General features: G+C 68.1%; 22 protein-coding genes. 11 read left to right on the plus strand and 11 right to left on the minus strand.

The features are described 5' to 3' along the window. The first annotated feature begins 28 nt into the window (after nucleotides 1-28). Nucleotides 29-1,810 carry an AMP-dependent synthetase/ligase gene (locus ACWGE0_RS24665; RefSeq protein WP_452263257.1) on the plus strand — a complete coding sequence of 594 codons (1,782 nt, stop codon included), beginning with the start codon at nucleotides 29-31 and terminating at the stop codon, nucleotides 1,808-1,810. 191 nt (nucleotides 1,811-2,001) lie between these two features. Here the strand turns inward: ACWGE0_RS24665 and ACWGE0_RS24670 are convergent, their stop codons facing one another. The 5 genes from ACWGE0_RS24670 to ACWGE0_RS24690 are packed head-to-tail and all read right to left on the minus strand — an operon-like array spanning nucleotide 2,002 to nucleotide 7,032. Then, nucleotides 2,002-2,985 carry a LacI family DNA-binding transcriptional regulator gene (locus ACWGE0_RS24670; RefSeq protein WP_319969395.1) on the minus strand — a complete coding sequence of 328 codons (984 nt, stop codon included), beginning with the start codon at nucleotides 2,983-2,985 and terminating at the stop codon, nucleotides 2,002-2,004. Nucleotides 2,986-3,036: 51 nt separating this feature from the next. Then, nucleotides 3,037-3,861 (minus strand): ABC transporter permease, encoded by an 825-nt coding sequence (locus ACWGE0_RS24675; protein WP_452263258.1) that lies wholly within the window; start codon nucleotides 3,859-3,861, stop codon nucleotides 3,037-3,039. After that, entirely contained in the window at nucleotides 3,858-4,787 is a 930-nt protein-coding gene (locus ACWGE0_RS24680; RefSeq protein ID WP_452263259.1) for an ABC transporter permease, read from the minus strand. The genes ACWGE0_RS24675 and ACWGE0_RS24680 overlap by 4 nt, the downstream gene beginning before the upstream one ends. Beyond that, nucleotides 4,784-5,842: an ABC transporter ATP-binding protein gene (locus tag ACWGE0_RS24685; protein ID WP_452263260.1), complete on the minus strand. Its 1,059-nt coding sequence runs from the start codon at nucleotides 5,840-5,842 to the stop codon at nucleotides 4,784-4,786. Before ACWGE0_RS24685 ends, ACWGE0_RS24680 begins: the two co-directional genes overlap by 4 nt. Then, nucleotides 5,839-7,032 carry an extracellular solute-binding protein gene (locus tag ACWGE0_RS24690; protein ID WP_452263261.1) on the minus strand — a complete coding sequence of 398 codons (1,194 nt, stop codon included), beginning with the start codon at nucleotides 7,030-7,032 and terminating at the stop codon, nucleotides 5,839-5,841. The genes ACWGE0_RS24685 and ACWGE0_RS24690 overlap by 4 nt, the downstream gene beginning before the upstream one ends. A 261-nt stretch (nucleotides 7,033-7,293) precedes the next feature. On the opposite strand from ACWGE0_RS24690, the gene ACWGE0_RS24695 reads away from it, so the two are divergent. Beyond that, complete coding sequence (locus ACWGE0_RS24695) at nucleotides 7,294-9,300, plus strand: PQQ-dependent sugar dehydrogenase (RefSeq protein ID WP_452263262.1); 2,007 nt, start codon at nucleotides 7,294-7,296, stop codon at nucleotides 9,298-9,300. A 149-nt stretch (nucleotides 9,301-9,449) separates the two neighbouring features. Further along, complete coding sequence (locus ACWGE0_RS24700; protein WP_452263263.1) at nucleotides 9,450-10,640, plus strand: glycosyltransferase; 1,191 nt, start codon at nucleotides 9,450-9,452, stop codon at nucleotides 10,638-10,640. Nucleotides 10,641-10,684: 44 nt separating this feature from the next. On the opposite strand, the gene ACWGE0_RS24705 is transcribed toward ACWGE0_RS24700, so the two are convergent. Next, nucleotides 10,685-10,861, minus strand: coding sequence for a hypothetical protein (locus ACWGE0_RS24705; RefSeq protein WP_452263264.1), 177 nt, complete (start codon nucleotides 10,859-10,861; stop codon nucleotides 10,685-10,687). Nucleotides 10,862-11,063: 202 nt separating this feature from the next. On the opposite strand from ACWGE0_RS24705, the gene ACWGE0_RS24710 reads away from it, so the two are divergent. Continuing rightward, the gene (locus tag ACWGE0_RS24710) at nucleotides 11,064-11,288 is read left to right on the plus strand and encodes a hypothetical protein (RefSeq protein ID WP_452263265.1); all 225 of its coding nucleotides are present in this window, start codon (nucleotides 11,064-11,066) and stop codon (nucleotides 11,286-11,288) included. Here ACWGE0_RS24710 and ACWGE0_RS24715 read toward each other — a convergent pair. Next, entirely contained in the window at nucleotides 11,275-11,838 is a 564-nt protein-coding gene (locus ACWGE0_RS24715) for a TetR/AcrR family transcriptional regulator (RefSeq protein ID WP_452263266.1), read from the minus strand. The two genes, ACWGE0_RS24710 and ACWGE0_RS24715, sit on opposite strands and share 14 nt — an antisense overlap. Before the next feature lie 101 nt (nucleotides 11,839-11,939). On the opposite strand from ACWGE0_RS24715, the gene ACWGE0_RS24720 reads away from it, so the two are divergent. Beyond that, nucleotides 11,940-12,812: an alpha/beta hydrolase family protein gene (locus ACWGE0_RS24720; RefSeq protein ID WP_452263267.1), complete on the plus strand. Its 873-nt coding sequence runs from the start codon at nucleotides 11,940-11,942 to the stop codon at nucleotides 12,810-12,812. On the opposite strand, the gene araD is transcribed toward ACWGE0_RS24720, so the two are convergent. The 3 genes from araD to ACWGE0_RS24735 are packed head-to-tail and all read right to left on the minus strand — an operon-like array spanning nucleotide 12,809 to nucleotide 16,066. Further along, nucleotides 12,809-14,530 (minus strand): L-arabinonate dehydratase, encoded by a 1,722-nt coding sequence (gene araD / locus ACWGE0_RS24725; RefSeq protein ID WP_452263268.1) that lies wholly within the window; start codon nucleotides 14,528-14,530, stop codon nucleotides 12,809-12,811. The two genes, ACWGE0_RS24720 and araD, sit on opposite strands and share 4 nt — an antisense overlap. Continuing rightward, on the minus strand, nucleotides 14,527-15,432 hold the full coding sequence (locus tag ACWGE0_RS24730) for a dihydrodipicolinate synthase family protein (protein WP_452263269.1): 906 nt from the start codon (nucleotides 15,430-15,432) through the stop codon (nucleotides 14,527-14,529). Before ACWGE0_RS24730 ends, araD begins: the two co-directional genes overlap by 4 nt. Further along, nucleotides 15,419-16,066: a GntR family transcriptional regulator gene (locus ACWGE0_RS24735; protein ID WP_452263270.1), complete on the minus strand. Its 648-nt coding sequence runs from the start codon at nucleotides 16,064-16,066 to the stop codon at nucleotides 15,419-15,421. Before ACWGE0_RS24735 ends, ACWGE0_RS24730 begins: the two co-directional genes overlap by 14 nt. A 247-nt stretch (nucleotides 16,067-16,313) precedes the next feature. On the opposite strand from ACWGE0_RS24735, the gene ACWGE0_RS24740 reads away from it, so the two are divergent. From ACWGE0_RS24740 to ACWGE0_RS24760, 5 genes are all read left to right on the plus strand, one after another. Further along, nucleotides 16,314-16,823 (plus strand): hypothetical protein, encoded by a 510-nt coding sequence (locus tag ACWGE0_RS24740; protein WP_452263271.1) that lies wholly within the window; start codon nucleotides 16,314-16,316, stop codon nucleotides 16,821-16,823. Nucleotides 16,824-16,931: 108 nt separating this feature from the next. Further along, nucleotides 16,932-17,867 (plus strand): DUF1996 domain-containing protein, encoded by a 936-nt coding sequence (locus ACWGE0_RS24745; RefSeq protein WP_452263272.1) that lies wholly within the window; start codon nucleotides 16,932-16,934, stop codon nucleotides 17,865-17,867. A gap of 121 nt (nucleotides 17,868-17,988) precedes the next feature. Next, nucleotides 17,989-18,540: a sigma-70 family RNA polymerase sigma factor gene (locus ACWGE0_RS24750; protein WP_089953784.1), complete on the plus strand. Its 552-nt coding sequence runs from the start codon at nucleotides 17,989-17,991 to the stop codon at nucleotides 18,538-18,540. Next, nucleotides 18,537-19,244 (plus strand): anti-sigma factor family protein, encoded by a 708-nt coding sequence (locus tag ACWGE0_RS24755; RefSeq protein WP_452263273.1) that lies wholly within the window; start codon nucleotides 18,537-18,539, stop codon nucleotides 19,242-19,244. Before ACWGE0_RS24750 ends, ACWGE0_RS24755 begins: the two co-directional genes overlap by 4 nt. Nucleotides 19,245-19,346: 102 nt before the next feature. After that, nucleotides 19,347-19,535: a hypothetical protein gene (locus ACWGE0_RS24760; protein ID WP_452263274.1), complete on the plus strand. Its 189-nt coding sequence runs from the start codon at nucleotides 19,347-19,349 to the stop codon at nucleotides 19,533-19,535. Here ACWGE0_RS24760 and ACWGE0_RS24765 read toward each other — a convergent pair. Next, nucleotides 19,532-20,476 (minus strand): zinc-binding dehydrogenase, encoded by a 945-nt coding sequence (locus ACWGE0_RS24765; RefSeq protein WP_452263275.1) that lies wholly within the window; start codon nucleotides 20,474-20,476, stop codon nucleotides 19,532-19,534. The two genes, ACWGE0_RS24760 and ACWGE0_RS24765, sit on opposite strands and share 4 nt — an antisense overlap. Before the next feature lie 127 nt (nucleotides 20,477-20,603). On the opposite strand from ACWGE0_RS24765, the gene ACWGE0_RS24770 reads away from it, so the two are divergent. Continuing rightward, complete coding sequence (locus ACWGE0_RS24770; RefSeq protein WP_452263276.1) at nucleotides 20,604-21,518, plus strand: hypothetical protein; 915 nt, start codon at nucleotides 20,604-20,606, stop codon at nucleotides 21,516-21,518. The last annotated feature ends 1 nt before the right edge of the window (nucleotide 21,519 follow it).

Genomic DNA, 21,519 nt, shown 5'->3' on the forward strand with positions numbered 1-21,519 from the left:
TCCGTTCCCCCGACGTGCAGGAGCCGCCATGACCGCTGGAGTCACCATCCCGAACGCGGTGCAGACCGTCCGCCGGATAGCCGACCTGCCGTTCCTCGCGGAGCAGGCGTACGGCGACGCGGTGGCGTGGCGGTTCAAGCAGGACGGCGAGTGGCGCACGCAGACCTACGCCGAGGTCTCCGAGCTGGTGCTGGACCTCGCGTCCGGGTTCGTCCACGCCGGACTGCGGGCGGGCGACCGGGTCTGCGTGCTCGCGAACACCCGTCCTGAGTGGACGGCGATCGAACTGGCCGTGCTCGCGGCGGGCGGCATCGTCGTGCCGATCTACCCGTCCAGCACGTCGGAGGAGATCGCCTGGGTGGTCGGCGACTCCGGCGCGTCGATCGTGGTGGCCGAGAACGAGGCCCAGTGCGTCAAGGTCGAAGTGGTCGCCCCCGAACTCCCAGAGCTGCGAACAGTTTTCACGATCGACCCCGCCGGTGACCGCCCCAGGATCGCCGAGCTGCAGGACACCGGCCGCACCTCACCGCTGGCCGACCAGTTGGACGACCGGCGCCGCGCGATCAAGCCGGAGGACCCGAGCCTGATCATCTACACCTCGGGCACCACCGGCCCGCCCAAGGGCTGCATCCTCACCAACGCGAACTGGGTCGCGCTGTGCCGGGTCGCCGAAGAAGCCCGCATCGACGCGATGACCGGCACCGTCTACCTGTTCCTGCCGCTGGCGCACGTCTTCGCGCAGATCATCATGTTCGGCACCATGTACCGCGGTGGGACGCTGGCCTACTTCGGCGGCGACATGACGAAGATCGTGCCGGAGCTGGCCGAGGTCCGGCCGACCTTCCTGCCCTCCGTGCCCCGGATCTTCGAGAAGATCTACACGTTCGTCACCTCTGCCGTGCCGCCGGAGCAGCTCGCGCAGGCCGTCACCCTGGGCTTGGAGGTGCGACGCAGGCGTGCCGCCGGCGAGCCCGTGCCTGCCGAGATGGCGGCGGCGTTCGAACAGGTCGACGCGCTGTTCGCCAACGTGCGCGCGGTGTTCGGCGGTCAGCTCGTGCAGGCGCTTTCTGGTGCCGCGCCGATCTCACGTGAGGTGCTGCAGTTCTTCCACGCGGCCGGTGTGCCGGTGCTGGAGGGCTACGGCATGACCGAGTCCACCGCGGTCGGCACGATCAACACGCTGGGCCGCTTCAAGCTCGGCTCGGTCGGCGCGTCCGGCGTGGCGGGCCTGGAGATGTCGCTGGGGGAGGACGGCGAACTGCTCATGCGCGGCCCGCACGTCTTCGCCGGCTACTGGCGCAACGAGGAGGCGACGGCTGCCACGATCCAGGACGGCTGGCTGCACACCGGCGACCTCGGCGAGATCGACGCGGACGGTTTCGTCACGATCACGGGGCGCAAGAAGGACATCATCATCACCGCCGGTGGCAAGAACATCGCGCCGGCGAACGTGGAGAACGTGCTGCGTCAGTCCCGCTGGATCTCGCACGCCGTCCTGTTCGGCGACCGCAAGCCCTACTGTGTGGCCCTGCTCACACTCGACGCCGACGAGATCGTGCCGTGGGCGACGGCCAAAGGCTTGCCGTCTGACATCGAATCTTTGGTGGGTCACCCGGAAGTGCGAACGCTGGTGCAGCAAGTTGTTGACGAAGCGAACTCGCACTTCGCCAGTGTTTCCCAAGTGAAGAAGTTCGTGCTGCTCACCCGCGATCTGTCCCAGGAGGAAGGTGAGCTCACCCCGACGTTGAAGGTCAAGCGCAACGTGGTGCACCGCCTTCACTCTGGGTTGTACGAAGGCCTCTACGAGTAACCCGTACGTACGAGAAATCCAAAAACAGGTACATCCACCCTGGCGGATTTCTTCCGCTCAGGGCAGAGTGGAACACCAAGCGGTGCCAGGCCCCCTCCCCCCTCGGGCCCAGCCGCTTCGCGGCCCCGGCTTACGGCGTACTCCCCCCAGACGCCCTTGCCGGGGCCGCCTTCATCTCCAGCCCTTCACCTTCACCGCCTGGGCGGCGTGGTCGTCCCGCGCACGATGAGTTGCGTCTCCGCCACGATCTGCGGCACCTCGGTGTTGTCCGAGTCCAGCCAGTCGAGCAACAGGTTCACGGCGGTGCGGCCGGCCTGCGCCACGGGCATCGCCACCGTTGTCAACGCCGGCGAGCACAGCGCCGCGTACGTCAGATCGTCGAACCCGGTCACCGACACGTCACCAGGCACGGAGATGCCGCGGTCCCTCAGCCGCGCCAGCACGCCGAGCGCCATGATGTCGTTGTAGGCGATGATCGCGGTCGTGTCGGCCGCCACGGCCAGATCAGCGGCCTGCAAACCGCCTTCGTAGCGCGGCGCGAACGGTCCGAGGTCCACCAGGTCCACGCCGTGCTGGGCAACGGCCGACATGAGCCCGCGGCGACGCTCCTGGTTGGACCACGACGTGCGCGGCCCGTTCAGGTAGGCGATCCGCCGGTGTCCCAAAGCGACGAGATGGTCGACGATCGCGTGCATTCCACCCGCCGAGTCCATCAACGCGGCGGGCACGCCCGGCAGGCGCCGGTTCAGCAGCACCAGCGACGTCGCGCCCGCCACCTCGTAGACCTGCGAGTCCTCCAGGCCCGGCGCGCACAGCACGACGCCGTCGACCTGCTTGGCCATCGCGTGCACGAGCTTCGCCTCGGCCACCGGGTCCTCGTCGCTGTCCGCCACGAACACCGCGTAGTCGGCCTGCATCGCCCGCGCCTGCACGGCCTTGAGCACGCCCGTGAAGAACGGGTTGTCGAGGTCGGGCACGACGATGCCGATGTTGCCGGTCTTGCCCGTGATCAGCCCTCGAGCCGCCCTGTTGGGCTGGTAGCCGAGGTCGGAGGCAGCAGCCAGCACCCGTGATCTGGTCTCCGGGCGGACCAGCTCGGGGGATGTCAGCGCACGCGAAACGGTGGCGACCGATACGTGCGCCCTGCGAGCCACGTCGCGGATGGTGACTGCCACTGGTTACCTCACCCTCAACTGCCGGTTGAAACAATCATGACGGGTCAGGCGTCAGGACGGTTCTTTGAGTCTGGTGACGAGCTGGGTCGGGTTCACAAACCTAAGCGCGATCACCAGCAAAAGCAGCATCGACCCGGTGTAGATCACGGCCATCGAGTCGACCATCTGTTGTGGTCTGATGCCCGCCGACGACATCGCCTCGTACAGCGACACCACCAGCGTCTGGCTGGTCGGGCCCGCCGTGAGGAACGTCAGTTCGAACATGCCCACCGTCCGCACGAGCACCAGGATCGACGCCGCCAGGATGCCCGGTACGAGCAGTGGCGCGAGCACGCGGGTGAAGATGGCGAACGTGTTGGCCCCGCACATCCGGGCCGCCGACTCGATCTTCGTGTCGATCTGCTCGATGAACGGCGTCATCGTCAGCACCACGAACGGCACGGCCGGCACCAGGTTCGCCGCGATCACGCCGAACATGCTGCCCGCCAGCTGGAACTTGTACAGCACCGTCGCGAGCGGGATGCCGTACGTCATCGGCGGCATCAGGATCGGCAGCAGGAACAGCACGTTGAGCAGCTTCTTGCCGGGGAAGTCGCGGCGCGCCAACGCGTAGGCGGTAGGAACTCCGATGAGGACGGAGATGACGACGACCGCGATCGCGACCTGGAACGTCACCACCAGCACGTCCAGCAGCCGGTAGTCGCGCCACGCCTCGCCGTACCACTTGCCCGTGTAGCCGTTGGGCAACCACGTGCCGAACCACGACTCGGCGAACGAGTTGGTGACGACCGCCCCGACGATGCCCACCAGGTTGAGCATGAAGAAGATCAACGCGCCCCAGGTCAGCCACACGACAGGGCGAGCAGTGAGTTTCATCCTTTGCCTCCTGTCGCGCCTCGGTAGAGCGTCGTGCGCCAGATGAGCACCACGCCGATCACGATCAGCATCACCAGTGCCATCAGCATCGCGATCGCCGAGCCCATCGCGAAGTCGTTGTCCCGCAACGCGGTCTCATACGCGGCGATCGACATCACGTGCGTCTCGCCGGCGGGGTTGCCGACCATGACCGCCGAGGGGAACACCGAGAACGCGAGCACGAACGAAAGACAGAACGTGACCGCCAGACCAGGAGCGAGCAGCGGCATGGTGATCGTCCGGAACCGCTGCCGTTTCGACGCTCCCAGCGTCGCCGCCGCCTGTTCGAGCGTGGGATCGATGCCGGACAGGTAGGACAGCGTCAGCAGGAACGCGAACGGGAAGCCCGTGATGATCAGGCTGAACAGCACGCCCCAGTAGTTGTGGGTGAGCTTCGCCGGTTCGTCCGCGCCCAGTGCCAGCAGGATGCGGTTGAACCACCCCGTCGGCCCGAAGAACGCGAGAAGTCCTTCCGCCGTCAGCACGGTGCCGAGCGTGATCGGGATGACCAGCAACGTGGTGAGCGCCCTCTTGCCCCGGAACCTGCCGCGCATCCGGAACGCGATCGGGATGGACGCCAGCACGTTGAACAGCGCCGCCGGCAGCCCGAGCCGCAGCGTGATCCAGACGGTCTCCGCCAGGTACTCGTCGGAGAAGAAGGTGATGTAGTTCTGGAACGGGCCGCCGCCGCCCTTCGGCTGGAACGACAGCTGCAACCCGTACAGGAACGGGTAGACGAACAGCAGCACCACGAACACCGCGCCCGGCACCAGCAGCCAGAGGACGCGGTCGACGCCCTTCTCCGCCAGCCGGTGCTTGAGCGACGCTTGTTCGAGGGCGGGCTTCTCCAGTGATCTCGCGTCGCGCGGCGATTGGGTGGCGGTCATGCGAACACCAGGACGCGTTCGACCGGCACCTTCAGCGCGATGGTGTCGCCCGGTGCCAGCCGTGAGTTGGTGCGGACGTGCAGCCGCTCGCCGTTGCGCAGCCGTGCCTCCACCGCCTGCTCACGCCCGTGGTACTCGACGATCTCGACCACCGCTTCGAGCGTGTTGTCCCCGGCTTCGCTCACCACCGTGAAGTCCTCTGGCCGCACCGCCGCCACGGCTTTCGGCCCGAGCGCTTCCCGTTTGACGCCGACGAGCTTGACGCCGGCTTCGGTGTGGACGGTCGCGTGCTCGTCACCCTCGTCGGCCACGGTCACCGAGATCATGTTGCGGTAGCCCATGAATCCGGCCACGTACCGGTTCACCGGATGCGCGTAGACCTCCTCCGGCGACCCGACCTGCTGCACCTCGCCGAGTCTCAGGACCACGAGACGGTCGGCGAGGGCCAGCGCCTCCTCCTGGTCGTGCGTGACGTAGACGGTGGTGAGGCCGAGCGACTGGTGCAGCCGGCGGATCTCGGTGCGCATCTCCAGCCGCAGAGACGCGTCCAGGTTGGACAGTGGTTCGTCCATCAGCACCAGCGGTGGTTCCAGCACGATGGCGCGTGCGATGGCCACACGTTGCTGCTGGCCACCGGAGAGCTGGGCCGGGAACTTGTGCTGGTGCTCCTCGAGCTGGACGAGCCGCACCGCCTCGTCCACCCGCCGGTTCAGCTCGGCCTTGGGCGTCTTGCGCATGGACAGGCCGAACGCGATGTTGCGTCGCACCGACATGTGCGGGAACAGCGCGTAGTTCTGGAACACCATCCCGAACCCGCGCTTCTCCGGAGGCAGGTCGTCGATGCGCTTGCCGTCCAGCGTGATCCGCCCGCCGGTGAGCGGCAGCAGACCAGCCAGGCAGTTGAGCGCGGTCGACTTGCCGCAGCCCGACGGCCCGAGCAGGGCGACGAACTCGCCGCCCTTGATCGTCAGGTCCATGCCCTCGAGGGCAACGGTGTCCCCGAACGCCCGCTGCACGTGATCCAGATGCAGCTCGGCAAACCGCTGTCCCGTCATTTCTTGCCGATCTCCCTGTCCCAGCGCTGGAACGCCTTCACCTGCTGGGCCGCGGGCAGCGAGGTCTCCTTGGGGTTGTCCGCGATCAGCTTGTCGTACTCGCCGCGCCCGAACTTCGCGATCGCGTCCTGCGACTCCTGCGGCGCCATCTGCAGCGTCACGTCCTTGACCGCGGGGCCGGGGTAGAAGTAGCCCTTGTCGTAGGCCTTGGCCTGCTGCTTGGGCTCCAGCATGAACTTGATCAGCGCCAGGTTCGCCGCCAGCACGTCGGAGGACACTCCCTTGGGCACCACCGCGTAGTGCGCGTCGGTCACCCAGTGGAAGCCCTTGAACGTCGAGATCTTCATGCCCTCCGGCACCGAACCGAGCACGCGCGGGTTGATGTCCCAGCCCGTGGTCGAGGCGACCATCCACGACGTGCCGTTCGCCAGGTTCTTCATGACGTCGGTCGTGCCGCCGGGGTAGTTGTCGACGTACTGCCCCAGATCCTTCAGGTACGCCCAGGTCTTGTCCCAGCCCTTCTCCGGGTCCTTCGGGTCGGAGTCGCCGAGCAGGTACGGCAGTCCCATCAGGAACGTCCTGCCCGGACCGGAGTTCGCGGGCCGCGCGTACTGGAACTTGCCGGGGTGCGCCTTGGCCCACTCCAGCAGTTCGGCGGGAGACGTCGGAGGAGTCGGGACCTTCGCCGGGTCGTACTCGAGCAGCGGGCCCGCGGGGTAGTAGGTGACGGCGACGCCCTGGCCCTGCGCGAGCTTCTGCATCTCCCACGCGGGCGGGAGGTAGGTCTTCTCGAGGTCCGGCAGCTTCGCCGAATATCCGGGGAGCAGTTCGTAGACGAGTTTCTGCTCGATGACCGACGACAGGCCGTCGGTTCCGGTAAGAACCAGGTGGGTCTGCGAGGTGCCGGAGTTCTGCTCGGCCTTGAGCTTGCCCGGCATGTCCGGCGCGGTCGCCTTGGTGTAGTTGACCTTGCTGACGAAGTCGGGGCTGGCCTTGACGAACTCGTCGATCATGCCCTGGGTGAGCTGCAGGTTGCCGGCCACGTCGAGAACGTTGAGCTCGACCGGTTTCGACGGCTTGTCCGGGATTGTCGTGGGTGCGTTCTGCGCCTGCGGGGTCTCCGGCGCACCACACGCCGTGACGACCAACAGGGCGGGGATGACGAGCTGTAACTTCCTTGTCCAGCGCATCTCGTGGCTCCCTAACTGACTCTGGACCTGGCGCGCGAAAACGTTTACGGTTTTTCTGTAACGGTCGAATGACTACACCTGGACTCCACAGCGAGTCAACAGCTGGAAGTCATCCCTCCGATGACTGGCCCGCCGCCTGGTCGAACGCAATGCCGCCGCACCACCCATCCCCAACGAAAGTGGGAGGCTCCTGTGGCACCCCGTTCACGGCGGTTGCCGGTCGCTAGAACCGGCATCCTGGCCACTGCGCTCGCAGTGGCGGTGACCTCGCTCGTTTCCGCCGCACCCGCGGCGGTGGCAGCCGATGTCCTGCTGTCCCAAGGCAAGCCCACGACCGAGTCGGCGTCCGGCGGCGCGAACTACGCGCCCAAGAACGCCGTCGACGGCAACACGGCCACGCGCTGGGCCAGCAAGTCGAACACCGATCCGGCCTGGATCCGCGTCGATCTCGGCGCGTCCGCGAACATCAGCCGGGTCCGGCTGCAGTGGGACCTCTCGTGCGCCAAGGCGTACCGCGTCGAGACCTCTGAGAACGACTCGAGCTGGACGTCCGTCTACACCACGTCCGACGGCAAGGGAGGTGTCGAGGACCTGACGGTTGCCGGGCGGGGCCGTTATGTCCGCGTCTACGGCACCACGCGCTGCCGCACCGGCACCTCGTACGGCTACTCCCTGCAGGAGTTCCAGGTCTTCGGCAACAGCGGCCCGGTCGACGGTGAGCCGCCGTCAGCGCCGACGAACCTGGTCGCCTCCGACGTCAAGTCCGACTCCGCGAAGCTGACGTGGACGCCCTCGACGGACAACATCGCGGTCACCTCGTACGAGATCTACAACCTCGGCCAGTTCGTGAAGTCCGTGCCCGCGACGCCGGCCTCCACGGTCATGACGGGTCTGAAGCCGAACGTCACGTACGGCTTCTACGTCAACGCGAAGGACGCGGCCGGCAACATCTCGCAGGCGTCCAACACGGCGGAGTTCAAGACGCCGCCCGCGCAGGACGACCCGATCCCGCCGACCGCGCCGAAGAACCTGCGCTCGCCCTCGCAGACCGCGAACAGCATCACGCTGAACTGGGACGCGTCGACCGACAACGTCGGCGTGACTCGCTACGAGGTCTACAGCGGTGGCAGCAAGATCGGTGACTCGCCCTCGACGTCGGCGACCATCGGCGGCCTGAAGGCGAACACCGAGTACAAGTTCACCGTCAAGGCCTTCGACGCCGTCGGCAACGCCTCGCCCGCGTCGAACGAGCTCGCCGCGCGCACCAAGTCCGGCGGCGACCAGGTCGGTGCCGTCACGCAGATCGCGACCGACAACGACGTGCCGTGGGGCCTCGCGTTCCTGCCCAACGGCGACGGCATCTACTCGCGCCGCGACGCGCAGGACATCGTCAGGATCACCCCGTCCGGTGCCAAGACGACGCTGGGCAAGGTTCCCGGCGTCTCCGGCACCAACGGCGAGGGCGGCCTGCTCGGCATCGAGCTGTCGCCGACGTTCGCCTCGGACGGCCTGATCTACGTCTACCACACGGCTTCCGGCGACAACCGGATCGTGCGGGCGAAGATCGAGGGCAACTCGCTCACGGGCTGGACGACGTTGCTGACCGGCATCCCGCGCAACAAGTTCCACAACGGCGGCCGCCTGCGCTTCGGCGCCGACGGCAAGCTCTACGCGGGCACCGGCGACGGCCAGAACGGCAACAACGCCCAGAACAAGCAGAACCTGGGCGGCAAGGTCCTGCGCCTGAACCCGGACGGCACCCCGCCGTCGGACAACCCGTTCTTCAGCGAGGGCGGCAACGCGCGCTACGTCTGGACATACGGCCACCGCAACGTCCAGGGCCTCGCCGTGGACTCACAGGGCCGCATGTGGCAGGCCGAGCTCGGCAACTCGAACATGGACGAGGTCAACCTGCTGCAGAAGGGCGGCAACTTCGGCTGGCCCTCCTGCGAGGGAACGTCCGGCTCGTGCGGCGGTTTCGTGGCACCGAAGAAGACCTTCTCGGTCGGCTCCGCGTCCCCGTCCGGCCTCGCGATCGTGAACGACGTGCTGTTCCTCGCCGCCCTGCGCGGCGAACGCCTGTACCGCATGCAGATCACCGGCTCGTCGCTCGGCACCACCACGTCGCACTTCCAGGGCACCTACGGCCGTCTGCGGACGCCCGAACCCGCCCCGGACGGTTCGCTGTGGGTCACCACGTCCAACGGTGACAAGGACTCCACCGCGGGCAACAGCAACACCAAGCTGTTGAAGGTGGCGCTGAACTAGCTGAACGAACGGAAGAGGCCCCGGACGCGATGTCCGGGGCCTCTTCCCACTTCAACATATAGCGCACGGGGGGCCTTGCGGCAAGACCCCGTTCATGACGCACACTCTGCGGCCTCAGCAGGAATCAGCGAACACTGGGGAGTCGCGAAGTGCGTGTTCTGTTGGCAGGGTGGGGTTCGCGCGGAGATGTCGAACCGCTGATCGCACTCGCGGTGGCGTTGCGCACCGCGGGCGCGGAAGCGGTGGTCTGCGTGCCACCGGACGAGGAGTTCGAGAACAGGCTGGCCGAGCACAACGTGCCGTTCGTCCCCTTCGGACAGGCGGTGCGCGAGCTGGTGACGAGCGGGCGTGCCGACCCGCCGACGGTCGCGGCCGCACTGGTCGGCGAGTGGTTCGGCCCGGTCGCCCGCGCGGCCGGGGGATGCGACGTGCTGGTGGCGACCGGCCTGATGCCGGCGGGCGCGCGGACGGTGGCCGAGCACCTGGGCCTGCGCTACGTGCTGGCCATGTTCCACACCATCAGCCTGCCGTCGCCGCACCGCAGGCCTTCCGGGCGGCCGGGCAAGCCCCTCCCGCCGGACGAGACGGACAACCGGGTGCTGTGGGCCATCGACGCGGAGAACGTCGACGCGATGTACCGCCCGGCGCTCAACACCCACCGGGAGGCGCTCGGCCTGCCGCCGGTGGACAACGTCCGCGACCACGTCTACACCGGCGAGCTGTTGCTGGCGGCGGATCCGTTGCTGTGGCCGTCGGAGGAACTGCTGAACCTGGAGGTGACCCAGACCGGCGCGTGGATCCTGCCCGACACCCGGCCGCTCGCACCCGACCTGGTCGCGTTCCTCGAAGCGGGCGAAGCACCGGTGTACGTCGGCTTCGGCAGCATGCCCATGCACACCTCGAAGGACATCGGCCAGGTGGCCGTCGACGCGGTCCGCGCCCAGGGCCGCCGCGTGCTCCTGGCCCGCGGCTGGGCCGACCTGGCCCAGATCGACTCCGGTGACGACTGCTTCGTCGTCGGCGAGGTCAACCAGCAGGAGCTGTTCCGCCGGGTCGCCGCCGTCGTGCACCACGGCGGCGGTGGCACCACGACGACCGCGGCCCGCGGCGGTGCGCCTCAGGTGGTGGTGCCGCAGATCGTGGATCAGCCGTTCTGGGCGCGCCGGGTGGCCGAGCTGGGCATCGGCGCGGCACACGACGGCCCGACGCCGACCTTCGAGTCCCTGTCCGCCGCGCTCGAGATCGCACTGGCTCCGGAGACCCGGGCCCGTGCGGCCGAGGTGGCAGGAGAGGTCCGGGCTGACGGGGCGGCGGTGGCCGCGAAGTTCTTGATGGGCTAGGAAAATGCCTTGAGGGGCACTCCGGGTGGAGTGCCCCTCAGCGTCTAGGCGGACCGTGTCCGCCGGCGGCGCACGACGATCGTCGTGACCACGTACGCCAGAAACACCAGCTGTGCACCGACCACGGCACCCGTCACCCACACCGGCGTTCCCTCGGGAATCGCTGCCAACGCCAGCGTCGGCCCGGCCACGCCACCAACGGTGGCGATGGTCAGCGACATCGAGTCGGTTCAGGTCGAAGTCTCAACAGTTGTCATGGGAAGTGCTTCCCTCAGCCGGATGCGGATTGTTGCGCCCGCCTTGAGCGCGGCGACCGGGAGACCTCGGCGATGTTCATTCCTGCCCAACCATCGCGTCGCGCACATGCCAAGACGGCATGCCTCTCCGCTGCCTGGATCGGGTCGGCAGCGACATGCTTTGCGCATGGTCCGTCGCAAGCCGGCCGTCGTCGAGCGCGTCAACGTCGCGTTGATCGCCGACACCGCCGCCGCGCTGGGCAAGCTCCAGGCGCGCACCGGCATGAAGAAGGTCGACATCGTGAACCGCGCGGTGCGACTCTACGAGTTCGTCGAAGCGCAGATGCGTGAGGGCAACGAACTCGTGGTGCGGGACGAGAACGGGATCGACCGCATCGTCAAGATCTTCTGACCGTCAACCCGTTCAGCAGCAGCTCGATCACCCGGCGCGGGTTGTAGCGCGGGTCGTCGTCGCGCCCGATGCACAGGTTGCCGATCCCGCGCATCAGCTCGATCGGCCGCACGTCGTCCCGGATCTCATCGGCCGCGGCCGCCGCCTCCAGCAGCTCGCCGCACACCGGTCCCAGCCGGTCGATGAAGTACGCGTGCAGCGACTCGAACCCGCTGCTGTCGGACTGCAAAGCGTTTGCGAGCCCGTGTTTGGTCACCAGGAAGTCTACGAACAGGTCGACCCACGCCCGCAGCGCCGCGAACGGTGAGTTCGAAGTGGACAGCAACGTCGGCCCCGCCGAGGCGCACGCCTCGACCTGGTGCCGGTAGACGGCCACCACCAGGTCCGCGCGGGTGGGGAAGTGGCGGTAGATCGTGCCCATGCCGACGCCCGCCTCGGCCGCGATCTCGCGGATCGGCGCGTCGACGCCGGACCTGACGAACACCTCGGCCGCCGCCGCGAGCAGCGTCTGCTCGTTGCGCACGGCGTCGGCCCGCTTGCGTGGTGGCACGCGCGCTCCCCTCGGGTCTGTTGACAAAACGGAACAGCGCTCCGTATCGTTCCGGAACGTCGCTCCACTTAGACGACGCAAGCGTACTCGAAGGGAATCCCATGACCGTCTTCACGGTGAGCCCTGTCGTGCTCGAAGTTCCCGGCAGGCCCGTTGACCTGCAGTTGAAGGTCTCCGCGCCGGTCGAGGGCACCGAGCTGCCGATCATCCTGCTGTCCCACGGGCAGGGCTACTCGAACCACCTCTCCTCCCTGAACGGCTACGCGCCGCTCGCGAACCACTGGGCCGAGCAGGGCTTCGTGGTGCTGCAGCCGACGCACCTGAGCAGCCGGACCCTGGACCTCGCGGACGTTCCCGGCGCGCCGATGTTCTGGAAGGAACGCGCCGAGGACATGTCGGCGATCATCGACCGGCTCGACGAGATCGAGAAGGCCGTGCCACAGCTGCGGAACCGCCTCTACCGCACGAAGATCGCGGTCGTCGGTCACTCGATGGGCGGGCACACCGCGAGCCTGCTGCTGGGCATGACGACCGAGGGCGTCAGCCTCAAGGACGAGCGGATCAAGGCCGGCGTGCTGCTCGGCTCGACGGGCCGCGGCGACGGGCTCACCGAGATCGTCCAGGGAAGCTACTCGTTCATGCTGACCCCGGACTTCAGCGACATGACCACCCCGGCGCTCGTCGTGGCCGGCGACAAGGACGCGTCGGAACACCTCACGACCAACGGGCCGGAGTGGCACATGGACCCGTACCACCTGGCACCCGGCCCGAAGGACCTGCTCGTGCTGTTCGGCGCGGAGCACGGGTTCGGCGGCGTCTCCGGGTACGACGTCGCCGAGACCACGGACGAGAGCCCCGAGCGGGTCGCGGACGTGCAGCGGCTCACCACGGCGTACCTGCGCAGCCGGCTGCACGGGACCGACGACTGGCAGGAGGCCAAGTTCACCACGGGCTACGTCGAGTCCAAGAACTAGTGCGCGTTGGGCTCGGGGTTCGCGCCGGGCCGTGACAGGAACTCGAAGTCGCAGCCTTCGTTGGCCTGCGTGATGTGCTCGTAGTACAAGGCACCGTAACCGCGTTCGAACTTCGGCGGCGGCACGGTCCACGCGGCGCGACGCCGTTCCATCTCCTCGTCGGAGATCTCCACGCGCAACACCCGCGCCTCGACGTCCAGCGTCACGAGGTCGCCGTCCCGCACCAACGCCAGCGGCCCGCCGACGTGCGCTTCCGGTGCCACGTGCAGAACGCAGGCGCCATAAGAAGTTCCGGACATCCGCGCGTCGGAGACACGCACCATGTCCCGGACACCCTCACGCAGCAGTTTGTCCGGGATCGGCAGCATCCCGTATTCCGGCATGCCGGGCCCGCCCTTGGGGCCACCACCGGCGAGCACGATCACCGAATCGCGCGTGACCTCCAGGTCCGGCGAGTTGATCCGTGCCTGCAAATCCTTGTACCCGTGGAAAACCACGGCGGGCCCGGTGTGCTTCCACAACGCGGGTTCCGCGGCGACGTACTTGATCACCGCACCGTCCGGCGCGAGGTTCCCGCGCAGGACGGCCAACCCGCCCTCCACCGAAATGGGGTCGTCCATCGAACGAATCACCGAGGAGTCGTGGACCTCGGCACCCTCGAGATCTTCACCGAACGTCCGCCCGGTCACCGTGATCCGCTTGAGGTGCAACGAATCCCGCAACCGCGACAGCAACCCGCGCAGCCCGCCGGCGTAGTAGAAGTCCTCCATCAGATAGGTCCCGGCGGGCTGAACGGAAGCCAGCACCGGCACCTCGCGCGACAACCGGTCGAAGTCGTCCAGCGACAACGAGATCTGCGACCGCCCGGCCATCGCGATCAGATGGATGTAGGAGTTGGTGGATCCACCCAACGCCAGCACGGTCCGGATCGCGTCCTCGTAGGCGTCAAGAGACAGCACGTCACCGATCGTCAGCCCCTCGCGCACCATGTCCACGACCCGCATGCCTGACGCGGCCGCCATCCGGTAGTGCGCCGAGTCCACGGCCGGAATCGACGACGCCCCGGGCAAAGTGAGCCCCAGCGCCTCGGCCGCGGCGGTCATCGTCGACGCCGTGCCCATCGTCATGCACGTGCCGGGGGAGCGGGCCAGCCCGGACTGGATCTCCGTCCAGTCCGCACCGGAGATCGTTCCCGCGCGCTTCTCGTCCCAGTACCGCCACATGTCGGTGCCGGACGCGAGCTTCTCGCCCCGCCAGTTGCCACGCAGCATCGGCCCGGCGGGCACGAAGACCGTGGGCAGATTGGCGGAAGCGGCGCCCATCAGCAAGGCGGGCGTGGTCTTGTCGCAGCCGCCCATCAGCACCGCGCCGTCGACCGGGTAGGACCGGAGGATCTCCTCGGTCTCCATCGACAGCATGTTCCGGTAGAGCATGGGCGTCGGCTTCTGGTACGTCTCCGACAGCGTGGAAACGGGGAACTCCAACGGGTATCCGCCGGCCTCCCACACACCGCGCTCGACCTGCTTGGCCCGCTCGCGCAAGTGCATGTGGCACGGGTTGATGCCGCTCCACGTGTTCAGGATGGCGATGACCGGCTTGCCGAGGTGCTCCTCGGGGTTCATGCCGAGCTGGCGCATCCGGGCGTTGTGCGAGAACGCCCGCAACCCCTCACCCTCGAACCACTCCGCGCTGCGCAGGCCTTTGTCGGGAGGTGTCACAGCAGGCTCCACGAGTTCAGCAGCACACCCACCGCGGAACGATCAGCCTCCGACAGCACAGAAGCAGGCGGCCGGACATCGCGGCGGCACAACCCCAGCTGCGCCAGCGCCTCCTTCACCACCGAGACGTTGTTCGCGGACTCGTTCAACGCCCGCAGCTCCTCGAACCGGCGGATGAACTCCCAGAACTCCATCGCCGCACCGAACTCACCGGCCTGCAGCGCCCGGAACATCTGCACCGACAGCTGCGGCGCCACGTTCGCCAGCCCGGACGTGAACCCGGTCGCCCCCACCGCGAAGTACCCGGGAGCGGACAGCTCGGCCAGCCCGGCCACCCAGGTCAGCCGGTCCAGGCCTGCATCTCGGGCCACCGAGGCGAACCGAACCGGGTCCGGCACCGCGTACTTCACCCCGACGACGTTCGGGCAGGCGTCCGCCAGAGCGGCGATCTGCGCGCCGCCGATCCGCGGGTTGCGCACGTACAGGATCACGCTCAGCTCGGGCACCGCGGACGCGATCGCCCGGTGGTAGTCGACCCACCCGTCCAGCGACACGTACGGATGCACGGGCTGGTGGATCATGATTCCCTGCGCGCCGGCCCGGTCGGCGAACCGGGCGGCGGCCACCGCCGACCCGAGATCATGTCCGACGCCCGCGATGATCGAGGCACGGTCCCCGACGGCGTCCACGGTGATGGACAGCGCGCGCTCGGTCTCGGCAGCGGACAGCGTGTAGAACTCGCTGGTGTTGCCGTTCGGCGTGACGACCGAGACGCCGCCCTCCACCATCCGGTCCACGATCGCGGCGTAGTTCTTCTCGTCGATCGCACCGTCGGCGTCGAACGGCGTGACGGTGATCGCCACGACGGACGCGAGCCGTTCGGAGAGGTCATCGAACGCCATCGGGAAGCTCCTCAACTACTCGGTCGGCGAAGGTCCGGATGTGGCGGCGGAGCAGTTCGAAGGCGAGGTCGCCCTTGCCCTGCACGGCGGCGGCGAGGATCGCGCGGTGCTCGGCGGCCTCGTCGTCCCAGGTCGGGCAGATGCCCCAGCCGGCGACGGTGATCAGCGCGGCCTGGTCGCGCAGGCCGTCCAGGATCTGGATCATCAACGGGTTGCCGCACCCGGCGTACAGCGCGCGGTGGAAACGGCGGTTGGCGAGCGAGCGCCGGGCCAGGTCCGAGACGTCCTCCAACGCCAGCGCGGCCTCGTCGAACGAGGCGCCCAGCAGGATCGCGCGGCGCAACGCCTCGGGTTCCACGAGCATGCGCACGTCGTAGACGGAGGCGGCCATCTCGGCGTCGACCGTGCGGACCGCGGCGCCCTTGTACGGGCTCATCACGACGAGCCCTGAGCCGGCGAGCGTCTTGAGCGCCTCGCGCACGGGCGTCTTCGAGACGTTGAGCGTGGCCGCGAGATCTGTTTCCACGAGCGCCTGACCGGGCTTCAGTTTTCCGTTGAGAATCGCTTCTTTGATCGATTCCAGAACAAAGTCCGTGCGCGACGCAGGAGGCGCTTCCGCCCGGTCATACATCATATATGAGACCTTAGGAGCTGCTGGAGGCCCAGGTCAACCGTCTTCTGTGGGCTGCGCAACGTCGATGTATCTGGTTTGAACCAAGTTCCTCGCCGGCTCGTTTTGAAGGTGTCGGTCACCGCAAGAGCGCGGGACTGGAGAAGGAGAAAATGAGTGCATCGTTCCGCGTGACCGTGTCCATTGCCGCGTCCGCCAGCGCAAGGCACCGAACGTCCCTGGGCACCAACGAGTTGAACGAGATCGACACATGCTGATGGAAGAACTGCCACCGGAGGCCGCACTCGACGGCCCTCCGCAGAACGCGGACCACCTGCTCCGGCGTGCGCTGGGCACGGTCCGCGAGGAGAGACACCAGGCCGTGCTCCGTCGCGGCCGCATAACAGCTCTGACCTCGACCTTCGTGGTCGCCGGAGTGCTCGCTGGGGGCGTCTGGATGGGTCAGGGCATGGGGGTCGGCGAGATCGGCGCCGACGGCGAGACCCTGCAGGGGACCTCCTCCGCGGGAGCGCATCTGGCCGTGAAGGTCACCGACACCGAGGGCGGCCTGAGGCTGGTCGCCACGGTCGACGGCATGCAGGACGGGGAAGCCTGCTGGCTCGTCGTGCACACGAAGGACGGAAGGAAGTTCACCGCGGGCTCGTGGAGGGCGCACGACGGTGAAGTGACTCTGGCCGGGTCCGCGATGGTGCGGGCCGGCGACGTGGCCGGGGTCAGCGTGATGAACCACGATCACCAGCCGCTGGTGACCGCCAGTTAGAGAGCAGGAGATCCGGGCCGTGTCAGGAGACCGGCCCGGATCGTCTGTGAACGCCCGAACTGAGACACCCCCCTTTGGTCTCACCACGCCGCTTGGCAAGCTGTAGCCGTGGCCCCGAACAAACCGACGACCCTCGCAGTCGCGGCGGTCGTGGTCCTCGTCATGGGGGTCTCCGCGGTCCTGCTCTGCGGCACGTCCAGCGGCAAACCGGCCTCTGACCAGTACGTCAGCGAGCTCGACCAGGTGCTGAACGAGCCGGAGACGCCGAACGTGGTCATCCGTTGCGGCACCAACGAGGAGCGACACCTCAACGCGGACAACCCGGTGGTCTCGCCGGGCATCCCGTTCGGCGCGCACCACACGCACGAGTACGTGGGCAACAAGTCGGCAGGCGCGATGTCGACGGACGCCTCTCTCGCGGCCGCGCCCAGCACGTGCGAGAAGAACGACCTGTCCACGTACTACTGGCCAGTGCTGCGCCTGACCGACGGCACGGGCCACGACGTGCACGCCGACGGTGGCGGGATGCACGGCAACACCGGCGAGGTGCTGAAGCCGAAGAGCGTGGAAATCCGGTACGAGGGCAGTCCGGTGAGCTCCGTGCTGCCGATGCCGCGGTTCCTGCGCCTGATCACCGGCGATCCGATGGCGTTCACCAACAACTACGGCGAGAAAACGCGGGCGCGGTGGAGCTGCGCGGACAAACCTGGCCGGTACACGACGAAATATCCGTTGTGCGGCAGCGCGACAACGTTGCGCAGCTACGACTTCGGCAGTTGCTGGGACGGCAACAACACCGACAGCGCGTCACACCGCACGCACGTGGTCTTTCCGCTGGTGGGCGGCGCGTGCCCGCCGCGGACGTTCCCGATCCCGCGGCTGCACGTCACCGTTGGTTACGACATTCCGGCCGGCCGCCCGTTCGCGATCGACAGCTTCCCCGAGGAGCTGCGCGACCCGGCGACCGACCACGCGATGTTCATCAACGTGATGCCGGAGGCGTTGATGAGTGAGCTGGTCGGGCACCTCAACCGCTCCCGCTAACATCCGCACGATCTTTTAGTCCACTTTCGTTGAACCGAAGCCCGTCTCTGCTCGTGTCTGGGCTGAGGTCTGGGAAAAGAGCGCCCGCACGAGTACTCCGCGGGCGGGGAGGAGTGGGTGGATGGCGGCTTTGTTCTCCCGCAAACGGGAGACCGCGGCCGACGAGGCACTGATCCGGTCGCTCTACGAGGAGCACGGTCGGGCACTGCTGGCGTACGCGACGCGGTTGACCGGTGATCGGGCGGCTGCCGAGGACGTGGTCCAGGAGACCCTCGTCCGAGCGTGGCGCCACCCCGACGCCCTCGTGAACGGCAAGGGATCGGTGCGCGGCTGGCTTTTGACAGTGGCGCGCAACATCGTCACCGACCGGGTTCGGGCCAAGGCGGCGCGCCCGCAGGAGGTGGCCGAGTCTCCGGCGACGCCACCGATCGAGCGCGACCACGCTGATCAGGTCGTCGACTCGGTGGTGGTGCTGGAAGCGCTCGACAGGTTGTCCTCGGACCACCGCGACGTGCTGATGGAGATCTACTTCCGCGGTCGCAGTGTGACGGAGGCGGCAGAGGCGCTCGGGGTACCACCGGGCACCGTGAAATCAAGATCGTATTACGCGTTGCGAGCCTTGAGGGAGACCTTTGGCGGTCAGAAGGTCGCACTGAAGGGGGTGGCCGGATGACCACGCAGCACGACCCGCAACTGCTCGGTGCTTACGTTCTAGGAGCACTGGACGAGCAGGAGGTGCATGCCATGGACCAGCACCTGGCGTCCTGCCCTGACTGCAAGCGTGAACTGGAAGAGCTCCGCGACATGGAGGCCTTCCTCGGCGAAGTGCCGCCGGAGGCCATGCTGGACGGGCCGCCGGAGGGCGGCGATCTGTTGTTGCAGCGCACCCTGCGTCAGGTGCGCAGCGAACGAGGCGGCGTCGCTCGTCGCCGTCAGTTCGCTCTCGGTGCCGCGGCGGCCGTCGTGGCCGCGCTGGTGCTCGGCGCCGGTGTCTTCGTCGGAAAGGCCACCTCGCCCGATGCGAACGTGGCCGCTCCCACTCCGACCGTGGCACCGGATCCGTCGGGAACCAAGCTCGCCAACTTCACCGACCCCGTGACCAAGGCGTCCATGGTCGTCAAGATCGTCCCCGCCGCGGGCTGGGTGCGGACGAACATGGCGATCAGCGGTATCCCCGAGGGCGAGAAGTGCCGGATCTTCGTCGTCTCGAAGGACGGCAGCCGCCAGGAGGCGGGTTCCTGGGTGGTGTCCAAGAAGGGCGCCGCCGAGGGCACGAACCTGGACGGTTCCGCGCTCGTGGCACCGGCCGACGTCAAGTCGGTGGTGGTCGAGAACTTCGCCGGCAAGAAGTTCGTCGAGGTGCCCGTACAGGCGTGACCGAGGGGTAAGAGAAACGGGGTCGTCCCTTGTGGACGGCCCCGTCCATCTTTTCCTGGTGTCGCGACCGACCTCAGGGCGTTCTCTAGTGGGCTCGTCTTCGTGGAGGACTACGGCAGGACCTACGGCGCCGAAGCCTCCGAGGAGATCGTGCGGGTGATCCGCACGAAGCTCCGTGCGGAGGCATTGGCCGCGCCCGACCCGCAGGTGCGCGAGTACCTGGTGCCGGTAGTCGACGAGCTGATCGAGATGGCGGAGCGCTGGCGCGGCTTCGAGGTGGAGGCCGGTTAGGGCTTCAGCACCACTTTCCCCACCGTGGCACGGGATTCCAGCGCCTCGTGCGCCTTCGCCGCGTCCTTCAGCGCGAACGCCGGGTTGATCAGCGGCACGAACCGCCCGCTCGCGAGCCCCGCCATCGACTCGTCCTCGAGCACCCGCAGCCCGCGCCGCATCAGCCCCGGCCCGAGCGCCACGGTCGCGGTGAGGCTGTTGGCGAACAACGCCGCCGTGCTGATCGGGGTCATCGCCCCGGACGCCCAGCCGTAGATGATCTGCCGGCCGCCCACCCCGAGCGTCTTCAGCGCGGCCTCGCCCACCTCGCCGCCGACGCCGTCGAGCACCACGGTCATGTCCTTGAGTCCGTCCGCCCAGTCCGGCCGGGTGTAGTCGATGGCGGCGTCGGCGCCGTTGTCCATCACGTGGTCGAGCTTCGAACCACTGGCCAGACCGATCACCTGCGCGCCGACGTTGCGCGCTTCCTGCACGAACAGCGCGCCCATGCCTCCTGCCGCCGAGGTCACGAGAACCACGTCGTCGGCGGTGAGCTTCGCGGCTCCCAGGACTCCCACGACCGTGCGACCGGTGCCGATCATGGCCACCGCCGCCGCGAACGACACGTTGTCGGCCAACGGGTGCAGTGCGGTGACGCCCGCGACCGCGAGTTCGGCGTAACCGCCGTTGGCCTGGCCCAGGTGCGCGACGACGCGGCGGCCCAGCCAGTCGGGGGAGACGTCGTCGCCGAGCGCCGTGACGACACCGCCCACCTCACGGCCGGGCGTCATCGGGAAGTCGACGGGACCGAAGCCACCCTTGCGGATGGTGGTGTCGACGAGGTGGACACCGGCGGCGGCCACGGTGATGCGGACCTGACCCGCGGCGGGCTCCGGGTCGGGCACCTGTTCGAACAGCAGGTGCGAAGCCGGGCCGAACTCGTACTGCCGAATCGCGAACATGCCGACGACGCTACGAACTCCACCTAACTGGAGGTCAAGCAACCGGGGGACCCGGTCGCCCTTCCCTCCCCTCCCCGGGTGATGCGTCCCTAGGGTGCGGTCCCACCGATGGCGAGGGGGCGCGCCGATGTCCGAGATCGAGGAAACGCGAACGCACAACACAATGCGCGGGAACGTCCACGGCAACGTCGTGCAGTCCGGGTCGATGAGGGACCTCCACCTGCACTCGTCGTCACTGCCGACCCACCGCGACCCGAAGCTGTTCACGTTGGGCACCGTGGCGCTGGCGGCGGGGTTGGGGCTGCTGGTGGTGGTGCTGGCGCTGTGCGCCTGGATCTTGTGGGAGATGGTCGGCGACCTGTCGGCCGGCGGAGGCGGACCGTTTTCGGCACGCGGTGTGCTGGGCCTGATGCCGCCGGTGGGTGGTGTCGTGGCGGTGCTGCTGGTCGGCTTTCTCGCGATCAACCAGCTCTGGACGGCGTGGGACCTGATGGGACGGCGGCACCACGCGTGGCGGCAGGACGCGTTCGCGGGTCAGTCCTCGCTGTGGTTGACGCTCCTGGTCCCGGCGCTGGTGCTCAGCGAGGAGGTCCCGGCGGTGCTGGTGCCGTTCGGGCTCATGGCGGTGGCGACGGTCGCGGCCGCGGTGCTGACGTGCACGGGCGGTGCACGGAGGCGGGCGAGCCTCGTCGTGGCGGCGAGCGTGGCAGCGGCGGGGTGGTTCGGGCCTGTGCTCTGGGTGTTGTGGAGGCATGGCGAATCCTTGCCGGTGCAGGTGGTGGGAACACTGGTGGTGCTGGTGGGCATGGCAGTGCCCGTGCTGGCCGTCACGGCGATGCCCGCCGCGTGCGGCGCGGTGGTGCTGCGAGGGTGGGTGCTGGGGGTCGTGTTCGCCGTTGCTCTGTTCTGGGCCGGCGTAAGCACCAGGTCGTCCTCACCGGTGAACTTGCTGGCTCCCGTTTTCATCTCAACGGCCTGCGTGGTGGTGCTGGCCCTGGTGGTGTCGGGATTGCTCGGCAGGAACGGGAAACGCGCCGCTTAAC

It is taken from the genome of Lentzea sp. NPDC054927, from assembly GCF_053610285.1.